At 39.6% G+C, this 16,191-nt stretch carries 14 protein-coding genes; all 14 read left to right on the top strand.

The features are described from left to right. Positions 1 to 93 precede the first annotated feature (93 nt). The 14 genes from NXR94_RS00995 (at position 94) to NXR94_RS00930 (ending at position 16,064) form a co-directional block, all read left to right on the top strand. Positions 94 to 444: a four helix bundle protein gene (locus NXR94_RS00995; protein WP_258102689.1), complete on the top strand. Its 351-nt coding sequence runs from the start codon at positions 94 to 96 to the stop codon at positions 442 to 444. Continuing rightward, positions 441 to 1,736 (top strand): sulfate adenylyltransferase subunit CysN, encoded by a 1,296-nt coding sequence (gene cysN / locus NXR94_RS00990; RefSeq protein ID WP_258102688.1) that lies wholly within the window; start codon positions 441 to 443, stop codon positions 1,734 to 1,736. The genes NXR94_RS00995 and cysN overlap by 4 nt, the downstream gene beginning before the upstream one ends. 59 nt (positions 1,737 to 1,795) lie before the next feature. Further along, positions 1,796 to 2,554, top strand: coding sequence for a 3'(2'),5'-bisphosphate nucleotidase CysQ (gene cysQ, locus NXR94_RS00985; RefSeq protein ID WP_258102687.1), 759 nt, complete (start codon positions 1,796 to 1,798; stop codon positions 2,552 to 2,554). A gap of 62 nt (positions 2,555 to 2,616) precedes the next feature. Next, complete coding sequence (locus NXR94_RS00980) at positions 2,617 to 5,070, top strand: SLBB domain-containing protein (RefSeq protein WP_258102686.1); 2,454 nt, start codon at positions 2,617 to 2,619, stop codon at positions 5,068 to 5,070. Between the two features lie 3 nt (positions 5,071 to 5,073). Next, positions 5,074 to 6,177 carry a hypothetical protein gene (locus NXR94_RS00975; protein ID WP_258102685.1) on the top strand — a complete coding sequence of 368 codons (1,104 nt, stop codon included), beginning with the start codon at positions 5,074 to 5,076 and terminating at the stop codon, positions 6,175 to 6,177. Between the two features lie 22 nt (positions 6,178 to 6,199). Next, positions 6,200 to 7,447: a lipopolysaccharide biosynthesis protein gene (locus NXR94_RS00970; RefSeq protein WP_258102684.1), complete on the top strand. Its 1,248-nt coding sequence runs from the start codon at positions 6,200 to 6,202 to the stop codon at positions 7,445 to 7,447. Positions 7,448 to 7,458: 11 nt separating this feature from the next. Then, positions 7,459 to 8,595 carry an O-antigen ligase gene (locus tag NXR94_RS00965; protein ID WP_258102683.1) on the top strand — a complete coding sequence of 379 codons (1,137 nt, stop codon included), beginning with the start codon at positions 7,459 to 7,461 and terminating at the stop codon, positions 8,593 to 8,595. 4 nt (positions 8,596 to 8,599) lie between these two features. Further along, entirely contained in the window at positions 8,600 to 9,739 is a 1,140-nt protein-coding gene (locus NXR94_RS00960) for a glycosyltransferase (RefSeq protein ID WP_258102682.1), read from the top strand. 154 nt (positions 9,740 to 9,893) lie between these two features. Further along, positions 9,894 to 10,724, top strand: coding sequence for a hypothetical protein (locus NXR94_RS00955; protein ID WP_258102681.1), 831 nt, complete (start codon positions 9,894 to 9,896; stop codon positions 10,722 to 10,724). Then, positions 10,709 to 11,674 (top strand): STELLO glycosyltransferase family protein, encoded by a 966-nt coding sequence (locus NXR94_RS00950; protein ID WP_258102680.1) that lies wholly within the window; start codon positions 10,709 to 10,711, stop codon positions 11,672 to 11,674. Before NXR94_RS00955 ends, NXR94_RS00950 begins: the two co-directional genes overlap by 16 nt. 15 nt (positions 11,675 to 11,689) lie before the next feature. Further along, on the top strand, positions 11,690 to 12,289 hold the full coding sequence (locus NXR94_RS00945; protein ID WP_258102679.1) for an acyltransferase: 600 nt from the start codon (positions 11,690 to 11,692) through the stop codon (positions 12,287 to 12,289). Between the two features lie 7 nt (positions 12,290 to 12,296). Then, a complete protein-coding gene (locus NXR94_RS00940; RefSeq protein WP_258102678.1) occupies positions 12,297 to 13,388 on the top strand; it encodes a glycosyltransferase family 1 protein in 1,092 nt (363 codons plus the stop codon). After that, on the top strand, positions 13,385 to 14,488 hold the full coding sequence (locus NXR94_RS00935; protein ID WP_258102677.1) for a glycosyltransferase: 1,104 nt from the start codon (positions 13,385 to 13,387) through the stop codon (positions 14,486 to 14,488). The genes NXR94_RS00940 and NXR94_RS00935 overlap by 4 nt, the downstream gene beginning before the upstream one ends. 208 nt (positions 14,489 to 14,696) lie before the next feature. Continuing rightward, positions 14,697 to 16,064: an exopolysaccharide biosynthesis polyprenyl glycosylphosphotransferase gene (locus tag NXR94_RS00930; protein ID WP_308706253.1), complete on the top strand. Its 1,368-nt coding sequence runs from the start codon at positions 14,697 to 14,699 to the stop codon at positions 16,062 to 16,064. Positions 16,065 to 16,191 lie beyond the last annotated feature (127 nt).

Below are 16,191 nucleotides of genomic sequence, written 5' to 3'. Positions count from 1 at the left end.
AGGCTTTTGGTTTTTGGCGTTGGCTATTAGGCATTTGGTTTTAGCTTTTGGCGTTGGCCGTTTGCTTTGGCCATTAGCTGTTAGCCATAGTTTATGCGAGATTATACTAAATATGAAATATGGAATGATGGAATTGAAATTTGCACCCTTATCTATGGATTGACGAATTCGTTTCCTGTTGAGGAAAAGTTTGGACTCATATCACAATTAAGAAGAGCATCAGTTTCAATTTCATCTAATTTTGCAGAAGGTTGCAGTCGAACTTCGGAGAAGGACTTTAAAAGGTTTATTGAGATCGCCCTTGGATCCTGTTTTGAAGTGAGAACACAATTAGAAATTGCAGTAAAATTAAAATTTATTCATACTGATAGTTTAGAGGTGTTAATGTCACGATTGGAAAAAACCTCAAAGCAGTTGAATTCATTAAGAAATAAAATAAAATGACACAAAATTCAGAGCCAATGCAAGAGGCCAAAGCTAATGCTTACCTGGATATGGAACTACTACGTTTTACTACTGCGGGTAGTGTGGACGATGGTAAAAGTACTTTGATTGGTAGATTACTTTTTGACTCCAAGTCTATTTTTCAGGATCAGATGGATCAGGTGAAACTTTCGAGTGAAAGAAAAGGCCTGGAGCATACGGACCTGGCATTGCTTACCGACGGTCTGAAAGATGAGCGTGAGCAGGGAATCACCATTGATGTAGCTTACAGATATTTCGCTACGCCAAAGAGAAAATTCATTATCGCCGATACTCCGGGACACATCCAGTACACCCGAAACATGGTGACAGGAGCTTCTACAGCCAACTGTGCCCTGATCCTTATCGATGCGAGAAATGGTGTGGTAGACCAAACCTGCCGACACTCAATCATTGCTTCACTCCTTCAGATCCCGCACATCATCGTTTGTGTGAACAAGATGGATTTGGTTGACTACAGTGAAGAGCAGTACAACAAAATCGTTCATGACTTTGAGGACTTTGCGGCCAAGCTGGATGTGAAAGATGTACGTTTTATTCCGATCAGTGCCCTGAATGGAGATAACGTGGTGAACAGAAGTGAGAAAACACCGTGGTACGAAGGTTCTACACTACTTCATACCCTTGAGCATATCCACATCTCCAGTGACCAAAATCACATTGACTGTCGTTTCCCGGTGCAAACGGTGATCAGACCTAAGTCAGATAAATACCACGATTACAGAGGCTATGCCGGCCGTATCGCAGGAGGTATCTTCAAGCCGGGAGACGAAGTAACAGCATTACCGTCCGGCTTTAGCTCAAAAATCAAATCTATTGATACATTTGATGGCCCTATCGAGGAGGCCTTCGCACCAATGTCGGTGACGATTACTTTAGAAGATGACATTGACATCAGCAGAGGAGATATGTTGGTAAGATCAAACAATCAGCCGGAGCCGAAGCAGGACCTGGAGGTGATGATCTGCTGGTTGAATCCTAAGGGTCCGATGCCTAGAGCCAAATATACTTTGAGACATACGACTTCGGACATGAAGGCGATGATCAAAGAAGTAAGGTATAAACTGGATATCAATACGCTTCATCGTAATGAAGAGGACAAGGACATCAAGATGAATGACATCGCGAGGATCCAGATCCGTACGACGAAGCCGGTTTTGGTCGACTCTTATCGCAAAAACAGACAAACCGGAAGTATCATTTTAGTTGATGACGCTACTAATGAGACAGTAGCAGCCGGAATGATCATTTAATAAAATTGTAAAATATTTAGTGTAATAATATTCCCGCTCCCGGCGGGAATCTTTTTTATATGGCAGATTATCAAAAACTATTGGAGGTGGCCAAAGCGGCGGCCATCGATGCAGGCGAAAAAATTATCGAGATCTATGAATCCGGAGATTTTTCCGTTGAGGCAAAATCGGATGACTCCCCGCTGACCAAAGCGGATAAGGCTTCTCACCATGCGATTGTTGGTTATTTGGAGCAAACAGGTTTACCTATCTTAAGCGAAGAAGGCAGCGCAGTGGCTTATGAAGAACGAAAGGACTGGGACCTTTTCTGGATGATTGATCCCCTGGATGGTACGAAGGAGTTCATCAAAAAGAATGGGGAGTTTACCGTGAATATCGCTCTCATTGCAAAGAACACACCCGTAATGGGAGTGGTCTATACGCCGGTTTTGAAAGACCTGTTTTGGGCGGTCAAGGGAGAAGGAGCCTTTAAAAACGGTAGCCAAATCTCCGTTAACGATAAGAACCTTTCCGACCCACAACTAAAAGTAGTGGCCTCCAGGTCCCATTTGAATGAGGAGACCGAACAGTTCATGAGCCGGTTGACCGATCCTGAAATCGTCTCTAAAGGAAGCTCGCTGAAGTTGTTGATGGTGGCGGAAGGTGAAGCAGATCTTTATCCTCGCTATGCCCCTACCATGGAGTGGGATACCGCTGCTGCGCAGATCTTAGTGGAGGAAGCGGGTGGTGCGGTTAATATTGCAAATTCCTCAATTCCAGTAACTTATAACAAGGAAAATTTACTGAATCCTTATTTTTTGGTTAAGGGAAAGTTATGATTTAGTCTAACGTTCCATATCACCAATATGCTGACTTATATTTGCGGCTAACTATGACAGTGATGATTAAGAACCAGCTGGCTGCCATGATGGTCATATTATGTGTGGCTACACATCTGGGTGCTCAGAATTTAGGCACATCTGCGAACCTTCAAAATATTGAGGTTGATAACTTGACAGATGAACAGCTTGAAAATTTTTTAGAAAAGGCCAAGGCCAGTGGCTACACCGAGCAACAGCTCGAGGTATTGGCCCGGGCCCGGGGGATGTCTCCGGCCCAGATTGCCAAATTGAAAGCCAGAGCCTTACAAAGAGGCGCTGCAAGTGTTTCCGGACAAGTCAATGCCGATGCTCGGGTTCGAAGGCTGCCTCAAGTGGCTGAGGAGATTAACACTGATTTTGATCCCTATGCAGATCTTTATATTCATACTGATTCCCTTGACGAGCCATCTGAAATTTTTGGCATGGCATTTTTCACCAACGGTAAACTGACTTTTGAGCCGAGCATGAATATCCCGACTCCTGAGAATTATTTGTTAGGCCCGGGAGATGAAATGATCATTGATATCTGGGGGGCTTCTGAAGTCACCTATCGACTAACAATTTCTCCTGAAGGCTCAATCCTCATTCCGAGGCTGGGACCGGTTTACCTTAATGGCTTGACTGTAGAAAAGGCAGCATCCAAGCTGGGTATAAAGCTTAAATCTATTTTCTCCAGCCTGGGTAGCAATACTTTCTATCAGGTGTCTCTTGGTCAGATCAAGACCATATCAGTTAATGTAGTTGGTGAAGTTGCAAAACCCGGCACCTATCAATTATCCTCTTTTGGAACGGCGTTCAATGCGCTGTATCAGGCCGGAGGCCCGAGCGAGTCTGGTTCCCTAAGGGAAATTTTTGTATTTAGAAATGGGAAAAAGGTAGCTGAGCTGGATGCTTACAAATTTTTGATTTATGGCGAAGGTGAAGCAATCAAACTCCAGGATCAGGATGTGGTGCTGGTGAAACCTTATGTTGCTCATGTAAAAGTTGACGGAGAGGTGAAGCGCCCGATGATCTACGAAGTAAAAGCGGATGAAACGCTGGCATCGTTGCTGGATTTTTGTGGAGGTTTTAATGGCCAGGCCTATTCCAAAAGTGTTTCGTTGCAGCGTAATGCGGAAAACTTTAAGACCATTAGGACAGTGGGTAAAGGAGCATTTGAAAGCCTGAATCTTCAGGATGGGGACGAAGTAGAGATCGTCAAAATATCAAATTATTTTGTGAACCGGGTAAGGGTAGAAGGCGCAGTGAACCATCCTGGGTCTTTTGAGCTACAGGAAGGCATGAAGCTTTCAGATGCAATCGCGCTGGCTGATGGCCTGCGAAAGGATGCTTTCCTTTTGCGTGCCCTGATCATCCGTGAAAATGAAGATTTGACATTATCCAATATACCTTTTGAACCTGTTGAAGTTCTTTCAGGGTCTGTCGACTTTGAACTGAACAGCGGGGACCTGATCAAAATACAATCCATCTTTGATCTGCGTGAGGCGCTTATTCTGACCATTGACGGAGAAGCGAGGGCACCAGGAGATTTTCCTTTTGTAAGTGGTATGACCGTGGAAGATTTAATATTACTGGCCGGAGGATTTAGCGAAGCCGCAGCACGCTCTGTGGTGGAGATCTCTCGTAGGGTGACCAGTCAGCCTGATGAGGATACGAAGGCATCTGAGGTTTACAATTTTCCGATCAGTGAAAACCTGGGACTCTCTGAGGAGGCATCATCATTTAAACTGGCACCTTTTGATCTCGTGGTCATTCGCAAATCCCCTTTCTATGAAAGACAAGCCATTGTACAGGTTGATGGAGAGGTTCAGTTTCCCGGGAAATATGCTTTGGAAAGTAAAACGGAGCGTATTTCTGATTTGATCAGACGTTCCGGTGGCTTTACAAGCATTGCTTTTGTGGAAGGGGCTTCCCTGATCCGTAAGTCGGATTACTTTGCAGCGGAAGACGAGAATAAAACGGTAGCTGATGTGAGACGGGAGGAGTTGGAAGGCTTGATAAGGCGTGATACGCTGGTAGATAGCGGAGAAGAAGAATTCAAAGAATTAGAACCGATAGGGATTGAGCTGAAAAAAATAATGGATGATCCGGGATCTGAATATGACCTGATCTTAAAGTCCGGAGATATTTTGAATGTGCCTCGCAAATTACAAACAGTAAGAGTACGGGGAGAGGTGCTACGACCAGGAATCGTGAGATATAGCAAATCATCTTCTTTGAAGCAATTTGTGGGTCAGGCGGGAGGTTTTACAGAAGATGCCAGGAAGCGAAGGGCTTATGTGGTTTATGCCAATGGGACCACTGACAAGACGAATAGTTTTTTGTGGCTTAAGAATTATCCGGATGTGGAGCCGGGAGCAGAGATTATCATCCCGGAAAAACCGGAACGGAGGAAAATGCTGCCCCAGGAAGTGATTGGCATCAGTACAGGATTGGCCACATTGGCGTTGATTATTAATAATTTGGCTAACTAACTTATGAGTAAAGGTTCTTCAATTTATGAACAAAATAATGTAGACCTACTTGAGGTGGTGAATGTTATTTGGTTAAAACGAAATTTTCTACTGAAATGGACTGGAGTCTTTTTGCTCTTAGGCTTTCTAATCGCTTTTACTACGCCCAACGAATATAAGACCTTTTGTACGCTAATTCCCGAAAATAATTCTAGTCAGATGCCAGTCGGAGGACCTATCGGTGGAATTGCATCACTTGCTGGATTTAATTTGGGCAGTATGACTGGAGATCAAGTGATGATAAATCCAAGAATTTATGGCAGTGTTGCGCAAAGCACTCCTTTCCTAATGTCTTTGTTGAGCGAGAGATTTTATTTTCCAAGCTTAAATGACTCAATGACCCTTAACAACTATTATTTAAAGCATTATAAAAAGGGGATATTGTCGAAAATAGTAAAATTTCCTTTTACGATCCTAAATTGGTTGAACAAAGAAAAGGGCAATAAAGAATTCATCAATGAGATGTTAAAGGAAGATTTAATAGTCTTAACGGAAGAACAACAGAAGATAGTGGAAGATTTATTAGGCCGTATTCAAGTCGATAGGGATGAGGAGCTCGGAGTAATCAAGATCGAAGTGGAGATGCAAGACCCTATGGTAGCCGCAAAAATCGTAAGGTTTACAAAAACTTACATCACTGAATATTTGGAAAATTACGTCCTATCCAAAAAACAAAACAAGTTAAAATATGTGTCAGAACAATATCAAAATAAAAAGCAAGAATTCGAACGGGCACAAATGGCATTAGCTGTCTTTCGAGATCGTAATCAGTACGTAAATACTTCCAGAGCAAAGTCAGAAGAGGAAGGCTTAGAAGCAAGTTACAATTTGGCTTTTAGTGTATTTGATCAGCTCGCACGGGAAATGGAACAGGTTATGTTGGAAATCAATGAAGATAAGCCGGTTTTCACCGTATTAGAACCTACCAAAGTTCCTTTAAAAAAGGCAAGTCCCAAAAGGCTAGTAATGCTCTTGATTGCCTTAATTGCAGGATTTCTCAGTGGTTCAGGTTTCGTTTTTGTCACGAATTTGGTGCTTCCTTCATTGAGAGAGGAATTGAAGGTTTAACGTACTATACTGGTGCCAATTTATGTTAAAGGATACATTCATCTCAATTTTTTTGAAGGGAATAGGCGTTTGTAGTAGCTTCTTGATTAGTGTTTATTTAGGCAGAGAGTTAGGTTTGGAGGATTTTGGAAGGTTTGAATTTATTAATAACCTTTCTGTTTTTATTTTGGTTTTGTTTTCCTTTGGCATGCCTCACATAATAACTCGAGAGGTAGCAATTGCTAAAGCGGGCAATCAACTGGAAAGAATTTCGAATATTTTTTTATCAACCCAATACTTTTGTTTGGGAATATCTGTTCTGTTATCGCTGATTCTTGTTCTTTGTTCTCCTTTCATTTCGAGTATTTTTTTTTCTGATTCCTCTATTGAGGTTCCTCTTGCCCTATTTGTAATAAGCGTAGTATTACAATCATTAACAAAGAATATTTCGGCGGCCTTAAATGGATTTAATAAGGTGTGGCAGGGTAATCTTTTTGATCAGGTGATTGGAGTATTTCTGATTTGTATTGGCATTATTTTATTCTGTTCATGGTCTGTTAGTGTGATTGAATTACTTGACATAGCGATAATTTTTCTAGGGTGTAGAATAGTTGTCTTTATTGTATCTCTAGCATATTGGAAGCATGTATTCGAGTATAGGTTTCCATACAAAAACATTCTTAAAAAATTAAAACAATCTATTTCGAGACTTTTTCTGCTCTCGATAACGGCGAATATAACTTTAGTTATTTCACCTTTTATTATTGGTTTTTTTTGTGGTGCTGAAGAGATTGGGCTCTTTTCTATTGCTCAAAAATTGGCGTTTACAACGGTATTGTTGTTGCAAATAGTAAGTTCAGTTCTTGCACCTAAAATTGCGGAAATGTACAATCAAGGAAAGAGGCATGAATTGAAGGGGCTGATTGGTCGTACCTCTGGTTTGTTACTGGTAACTGGCGCATCAATTTTAGGGATGTTTGTTTTATACGGGAAAGTACTTGTTGGATTTTGGGGGGAAGAATTCTTGAGTGCATATCCGCTTTTAATAATTCTAGCAATTGGCCAGTTTGTGAATATGGCTACCGGGGTAGTTGGCATAACTTTAATTATGACAGGTCATGATCGTATAATAACGAATATATCCGTAATCTTTGTGGTACTTTCAGTGGGCTTAAATTTAATTTTGGTTTCTGAATTTGGAGTTCAGGGCGCCGCTTATGCTATTGCTCTAGTATTAATCGTGGAAAATTTGTTTAAGTTTTTGATGGTTAAGAAACTTAAGATAGTTTGAACCCTGCAATAATGCCTAAAAAGGCAATTGATACTTATTTCATTTTTCCATTGCTTTTTGCAGTGGTTTTCATTGATGCCAAGTTCATGGGGTACGATTTGTATCTCTGGTTAATGCCTGTTTTCGTAATTGTGGCATTTGATAACCTCGATAAATTTCGGTTGGCCTTTGACCAAACAAAAAGCTTTTTGTTGGTAATACTTGCACTTATTGGTTCAGAATTAGTTAATAATGGAAGCATAAATCATATTGCGTCTATTTTAGGTTTCGTTATCCGATATGTGGATTTGCTTCTGCTTGTTTGTGTACTTAATAAGTATTATCGGGTGGGCGAACTAGATAAGCTTTGGGTAAGGATGACGCTTGCTTTAATTTTTATCGGACTATTTGGGTTAGCACTTTATTTTGTTGGTTTGAAAACAAGTTTGGTTGCCCCAGGGCATAGAGAAGGGTTAATTCCGTCCATGAGATCGCTCACATTTGAACCGAATTTCTTAGCTCAGATTTGCCTAATGACTTTGTTTTTAAATAATCTGACAAAAGGAGAAAAATCCATTTTATTATCCGGTCTGATTTTGACGTTTACTCGATCAGCGATCCTTCTTTTCATAGTGGGAAAGCTATTTACATTTTTTCAAGTCTGGGTAATTGAAAAAGCTAGAATGAGCTACCTGAATTTAATGGTTGCATTTCTAGCGATTGCTAGCAGCATAGGTTTATTTGTATTATCATATAAGTTCTTATATAGTTTTTTAGAAGAATTATTTAATAATGCCTCTGCTTTTGGTAGGTTTTATGCGTATACTATTGCCTTTGAAGGGTTTATTGAAAGCCCAATTTTTGGTAAAGGGATTTTCAGCGCCGATACCTTGTTTAGTACCCAATTTGGTAATTCACATCACATATTTGGAGCAGAGGGTTGGTTGGGGTCAGGAATAGCACAAGTTGCACATGATTTAGGAATCGTGGGATTGCTTGCCTTAGGAAATTTCTATTATCGAGTTTATCGCAAGATTAATTCTAAATATGAAAAGATAGGATTTGTTCTTTTGGTTACTGCATCAATGTTGGCATCCTATAATATGACTGAGTTTTTCATTTATGGGTATATGTCGTTTGTAATTGCAAGCGGAATTGAAAACAGTTAAATATATGCAGTTGAAAGCGTTAAAAATCGTATTTTTAGTGCCTACGGTAGATGGTTATGGAGCGGAAAGGAGTATTGCTCCTGTGATTAATTCCCTTTCTCTGAATAACGAACTGACATTAATCGTTCCTGGTGAAGGAAGGTTGGCCACTATTATTAATTTGGACCGAGTCAAAGTGATTAGGTTACCACTTTATCATTTTGTGTCAAGTAAAAATAAGCCAGCCTGGAAGGTATTTGTGCATTCAAGCATAAAAAGGATTCTAACCCTGCTAATACTAACCTTGAACTATAATACTTTAAGAAGTAGAGGCAAATATGATCTGGCCTACAGTAATACATTTACTCCTTATCTGGGCCTTTACCTGAAAAGGCTTGGTATTGCGAAACGAGTGGTTTACCACTGTAGAGAACATTTTTCAGAACAATTTGATTGGCAATTGGAAATAGATATTAAAAGGGAGTTGATCAGTTTTGATGTGTTGATTTCGAATTCGGTATTGACTCAAAATCAGTTTAAGGATTTTCCAATAAAGAAGGAGGTATTGCCAAACCCAATTTTGAAGGAAGTCATCTGTAGCAATAATTGCGAAAGAAAAAGGAATAATCGAGCAATATTCATAGGGCGATTAGACGATTCCAAACAACCGCTTCAGGCTGTTAAAATAATTCATAATTATAATGCTGTAACCGGCCAGGATATTACCCTGGATATTTACGGTGATGGAATCCAGGTAGACGATGTTGAATCAATTGCCGCTAAATTTCCAGGTAAAGTCAACCTTATAGGATATCATCCAATTGATTCAATTGAATTCGATCAGTATGATTTTGCAATTTTGCCTTATAAATTCGAGGCATTTGGTCGCATTTACATCGAGTTATTAAACAATTCGATTCCAATAGTTTCAAATAGAAATGGAAATGCCGTCAATTTAATTACCGAAGGTGTGAATGGAGCATTTTATCAAGATTCGGACTTGAAAGAGGCTGTTAGAGCCATAGACTTAATATATTCGCGAGAGTTATTTGTGAAAATCAATGGACCTGACGATACTATAACAAGAGATACTGTGGCAGGTTTTCAATACGAAAATGTGCTAAGAATCTACAATCAGTTTTTCAATCAAATTACCAGCAATTAAAATAACTTTGGAATCGATTTATCTCTTCGACCCGGCATTTGATTCAAAGGGGCACTTTTTGCGTTTTCAAGATCATTACCTGAAGCTATTAGAAAGCGAGGATTCAGAGTGTAGATTATTGCATAACAGAGTCATTGCGAATATTCAATCCAAAATGAGTTCTACACAGGGACGGCCGGTAAGGAAGTTATTTTTATGGGTTGGTCTTTTTTATAATTATATGCTTTCATTATGGAGCTACAGAAAGGAAAAAATTTTATTTCTGTCTCAGGGGAATGTTCCATTTTGGTTGTTTGTCACATTATTTGCGAAGAACTATTCGGTTTGTATTATTTCAGCCCAGTATTTCGAAAAGGGAATATTTAAAGGGTTGTTTTTAAGGGTTGTTGAAAAAGCCAAACATGTCATTTTCACGAATAGTTACCATAAAGACCAATTTTATAGAAGTGGATTGGTGGTTCATGATAGAATTTATTCAGTTGCTGAGAGAAACATGAATTTTGATCAGAAAACAATAAAAGTGCTAGGTCACATTAATGATCAAAGGAATCCGATTAAGTTGGTACGGAGTACTAATGGCAATTTCCATTTTTATCTTAAAGGCAAAGTTGATGCAGGGGTCTTAGCTGAGCTATCATCATCAGACAATATAACATTTACGAATGAATATTTAAGTGATGCTCAATATCAGGCTGAAATTGGGGTAGGTCTTATCTATGTGCCTGTTTCAAGGCAGTATTCTGATTATTTTATTTCTGGAGTTTTGTTTGATATTATTGGATCTGGAGGAATACCATTAATCGATTTTCATCCTTTATATGAAGAGTTAATTGATAATGAACTGTGTTATTCGACTTCTGATTTTTTGGAAAAATCTCAGAAAATTTCAGGTTTAGATGAGTCAGCACATCAATATTTTAAAGGGCTTAACAAACTAACATATAATAATATTTCGAAAATAAAAGAGGAATGGATTTTATCATAATTACTTCAATTTTTGAGCCAACTGAGGCCGTCAAAAAATTTGCTGAAATACAACCTAACAGGGTGGTGGTTGTTGGGGATAAGAAATCTCCGGAGAATTGGGTATGCGAGGGCGCAGTATTCTTAAGCGTGAAGGATCAAATGGAACTCTATTCAGAATTCGCCAATTCTTTGCCCTTTAATCACTATTGCAGAAAAATGTTAGGATATGTTTATGCTATTCAGAGTGGGGCAACGGGTATTGTAGATACAGATGACGACAATATCCCTTTGAGTAATTGGGGGTTCCCTAAGCAAATTGACCAGGCCCAATCAATAAATGAATCTGGATTTGTTAATATCTATAAGTTATTTACAAATCATAGGATTTGGCCTAGAGGATTGCCTCTTAAAGAGATATTAAATCTGGAGCCCTTGCCAACTTCTACTATTAGTAGACCAACAGTGGGGGTTTGGCAGGGGTTGGCTGATGAAGACCCAGATGTGGATGCGATATATCGATTGGTTTCGGATGAGCATGTAGCTTTTTCCAAAAGACCTCCGGTAATTCTTGAGAAAAACTGTGTAACTCCATTTAATAGTCAGAATACCTGGATCGATCAGACTTTCTTTCCATTGCTCTATCTGCCTACAACAGTTACTTTTCGTTATACAGATATCTTGAGAGGAATTATTGCTCAACCAGTTCTTTGGTCTGAAGATGCGCATTTAGGGTTTTTAGAGTCAACAGTGCGTCAGTTGAGGAACCCGCATGACTATATAAAGGACTTTGAATCTGAAATACCAATGTATTTAACAATTGAAAAGGCCCTTGATATAGCCATCAGCCGAAGTAAGAAGGGACAAACAATAAAGGATAATGTGTACAATATCTACGACGGATTGGCTGAAAATGAAATCGTTCAAGCCAAAGAGCTAAAACTCATCGAATTATTTTTTAGTCATATATAATTTAATGGTGAAGGTTTGGATTTTATCAAGAAACATTTTTGGGCTTTAAAGGAGAAATACAACCGTAACAATCGATTCATAAGGAGCCTCAGAAAGCAAGGAGCAAAAGTGGGCGAACGTGTACAAATAGTTGATGCGTACGGTTTTCTCTATGAACCTTGGACGGCATATTTGATTGAGATTGGATCAGACGTGATAATTTCATCGGGTGTACGATTTGTAAATCATGATAGTTCATATTCTAATATTATTAAGGGTTATGATAAGGTTAGGTATGGAGTCATTCGGGTAAATAATAATGTTTACATCGGAGTAAATAGCATAGTTATGCCCGGTGTAGAAATTTGTTCAGATGTGATAGTTGGAGCGAATTCCCTAATTAACAAAACCATTACGGAATCTGGAATTTATGTGGGTAGTCCTGCACGAAAAATATCAAATTTGCCTTTAGATGAAGAGTTGAATAAGAAAACAGTCGACAGAACAAAGAGCTTTATTGTCAATCTTCCCGGGCAATTTGAAATTCCATCTTTTAATAAAAAAGGCTTTATTCTTCAACGCGTTAGGGAAAGTTATAGAAATTGGGAGCGTTCAAGGTTTGAATCGGATGATTGAATAAAGTGTGAAAAGAAATATTCTGATTGATGCAAAATGGCTTTTTTCAGGCCCAATAAGTGGTAAGGTGGTGCTTGAAGCATATCTGTCTAATCTGATAAATTATATTGACGAGGAGAACGAGATTGAATTATTACTTGATTCAAGAGATAGGGAAAATGGTTTAAGGTATTCTGCTTTGGGTTTTAAAGTATCCTATATATGGGCTAGAATCAATTTGTTATCAAATTTATTTCTAACATTCAGGCTAAAAAGTAGAGCGTATGATGTGCTATTACTTCACAATTTCGGACCATTTCTGTCAAGGGTTAACTACGTTTTGTTTATTCATGATGTCCTGTTTGACGATTTTCCGGAGTATTTTTCTTGGATCGAAAGGGTATATTTTAAATTCATAAAGCCGTCGGCTAAGAATGCAAATGGGATAATCACAATTTCTGAAACAGAAAAACAACGTTTGATTCGGAATGGGTATGGCGGAGCAGCTAAGGTGAAGGTTTTATATAATGGTGTTGATCTCGGAAGATTTGGGCAAATAGATAATTTCAATTATCAAGATGTTAAAGCGAAGTATGGAATTTTGAAAAACTACTTATTGTATTATGGAAGACTAAATGATCGGAAAAACATATTGGGTCTAATTAATGGAACCAGAGATTTTTGTAAATCCAAGGATACGCAACTGGTAATTGCTGGACAAAAAGACTCTTTGTATTCGGAATTGAAGGCTGTCGATACCCAGCATGTTTCATTTATTGGGTATGTGCCTGATGATCAACTAGGTGTCCTTATACGAGAAGCTATGGCATTTTGCTATTTAAGCTTTGCAGAGGGGTTTGGCTTGCCTCCTTTAGAGGCTATGGCTCTTGGAACCCCAACGGTTGTTTCAAGAATTCCTGTTTTTGAAGAACTATTTGAAACGGCATCTATTTTTGTGGATCCCAATAGTTTGGAGTCCATTGAAGACGGCCTTGAGTTGCTTGATTCCGAAGGAGTAAAGGAAAACTTAATTACAGAGGGTTTGCGAGTAGCGGATAAATTTTCTTGGGGAAGAAGCTCGGAAAATTTATTTAAAATTTTAATCGAGGCGACTATATGAAAATAGCAATAATTGGTTCACGTGGTTATCCTTATGTCTATTCAGGTTATGAAACCTTTGTTAAAGAGACTTTTGAATTATTAAAAGAGAAACATGAAATCCATGTTTATGCGCATAGGCATTTGTATACCGAAAGACCTAAAGAGGTCAATGGTATTCATATTCACTATATCCCCACCGTAGATACCAAAGCATTATCTCAATTGAGTAATAGTTTTTTGGCAACCTTGCATGCACTCCTTTTTCTGAGGTTTGATATTATTCTCTATGTCAATACAGCCAATGGACCCTTTGGATTGTTGACGAAGTTATTCAGGAAACGAACTGCGATCATTACAGATGGACTGGAATGGCAAAGGCCCAAATGGAAAGGTTTTGGGGCAAGGTATTTTTATTGGGCCTCCAGGTTATCCACAAAAGTATTTGATCAATTGATTTCGGATTCGGAAGAAATGCGTAGGATTTACCTGGAAGAATTTAACAAGGATTCCGTGGTGATTGAATATGGTGCGCATTTGAAAGAAAGTCGTCAGGCGGACCGGTTAGAGTCAATAGGGATAATACCGAGAGAGTATTATCTGATTGTGGGTAGATTAATTCCGGATAATAATGCAGACCTGATCGTTGAGGCTTTTTCCAAAACTTCATCTAAAAAGAAGCTCGTCATTGTTGGTGATGTGCCTTATGAAGACGAGTATGCAAGAAATATCAAATCCTTTGCTTCGGATAAAATAATTTTTACCGGATATGTAAAGGATCAGGAATTGTTAATGGAACTCTATTCCAATGCCTATATATACGTTCATGGCCATGAATATGGAGGCACGAATCCTACTCTGCTCAAAGCATTAGCTTATGGTTGTTGCATTTTGGCGCTGGATACACCTTTTAGCCGGGAGGTACTTCTGGATGATAAACATGGTTTCTATTTCCAAAAGAAAATACAATCAATCGTCGATCAGGTTGCATTTTTGGACAATCAGGAAGGCATGATTGAAGAAAAGAGGGTGATAAGCCGAAGCAGAATCACAGAAAAATATACCTGGGAGCGCATTGCACAGGAGTATGATCATCTGTTTAAGGGCTTGGTCAACAATTAATAATATCGGAGCTCATAGAAAGCTTCTGTTTTCGTCAAAATGGGATTCTGTACATACGCTATTTATTGCATTAAAAACAAAATAATACTGTTCTAGAGAGTGATTTTGAAATTTTCGCAATAAAAATTATCTACATTCAGTTAATTCTCAATTTGAAAGTTTCTTCAGAACGGATGTCGTACATTTGTATCCGGAACCGCTATTAGGAATGACTCGCGATCATAGATTCTCTCCGTTTTTCCCCATTGTTTTTTTAATGGTGGATTTGATTTGTGTCAATGTTGGCTTTTATATGTCCAACTGGATTGTCTTTGGGGTCCATTATCCTGCCTTGGAGCCGTCTGCGTTGTTCCATTGGCTCATGAATATCTTTTGGATAGTAGCTTTCCTCTTTTTTAAGTTGGGACAAATGCCCCGGGAAAGGAAAATTCCCGAGCATATCAATGATGCACTTACTGCAGTAGTTTTCAACGTGGGAGCCTGGTTTGCCGTATGGTTCTTCCTGCGTCCGGATTACTACCCCAGGTCTCATATATTCTATGCCTACACCATTATGGGTGCCCTGTTTATTAGCTGGAGGGTGCTTTGGCTCTTCATGATCAGGCATTACCGAACCAAGGGATATAATATAAGGCTTGCGGTGGTGTTGGGTAATGGGAGATCTGTTCAGAATCTGCTCCGTACCATTGAAAAGGATAAGGGACTTGGTTACCGGCTCATTGGTGTACATGAAGACACCAACTGGACGGACCTCGGATTCCTGGACCGCTTTATCAAGGATCATCCGATAGACATCATTTTTTGTTCGATGGAGCAGTTTGACGATCGTCAGCTACAGCAGGTAATGAACCTGGCGGAAAGTCGCCTGGTCAAGCTCAAAATGATCTCACCTTTTTCTCGTCTCAGTAGCCCGAGCATGGGCGTACAGTATGTGGGTGGCTCTACCGTGCTTAACGTGAATGAGATTCCCCTTGATTACCGGATTAACCGATTTTTCAAACGTTCCTTTGACCTGTTATTTGCAAGTATTTTTGCGGTGTTGATATTTCCGTGGTTGTTACCCATTGTGGCGTTATTGATCAAACTAGAGTCCAGAGGCCCGGTATTTTTCAAACAGTTGAGACATGGACGTGGTAACCAGCCTTTCTACTGCTATAAGTTCCGCACCATGAAAGTGAATGCGGAGGCCGATACAAAGCAGGCCACTAAAGGAGATAGCCGCATTACCAAAGTCGGCGCCATCTTGAGAAAGACCAGCATCGATGAGCTTCCTCAATTTATCAATGTGATCATCGGTGATATGTCGGTGGTAGGTCCAAGGCCTCATCCGCTGAAGCTGAACGAATCGTTCGAGTCCTACATCGAGAAGTTTGCGCAACGTCATGCCATTAAACCGGGTATCACCGGGCTGGCACAGGCCAAAGGATTCCGTGGAGAGACGGCACACCATACAGATATGAGTTCCCGCGTAAGGCTCGATCGCTTCTATGTAAAAAGGTGGTCCCTTTGGTTGGATTTTAAGATCCTGGTGCTGACCATCTACTCGATCCTTAACGGGAATGAGAATGCCTATTAACGAAAGCATCAGTACTTCCTGTTAATATTTTTGGAGTTCCTCAAGGCGAATAACGCCTGCTAAAAATTAATTCGACCTCCCTTCCAACATTTTCCATTGTTTGAGGGTCGGCTGTTGGGGCATGGCT

The sequence above is a fragment of the Marinoscillum sp. MHG1-6 genome, from assembly GCF_024714475.1.
GTDB lineage: Bacteria > Bacteroidota > Bacteroidia > Cytophagales > Cyclobacteriaceae > JAMZMI01.
This window is presented reverse-complemented; position numbering and strand designations above follow the sequence as displayed.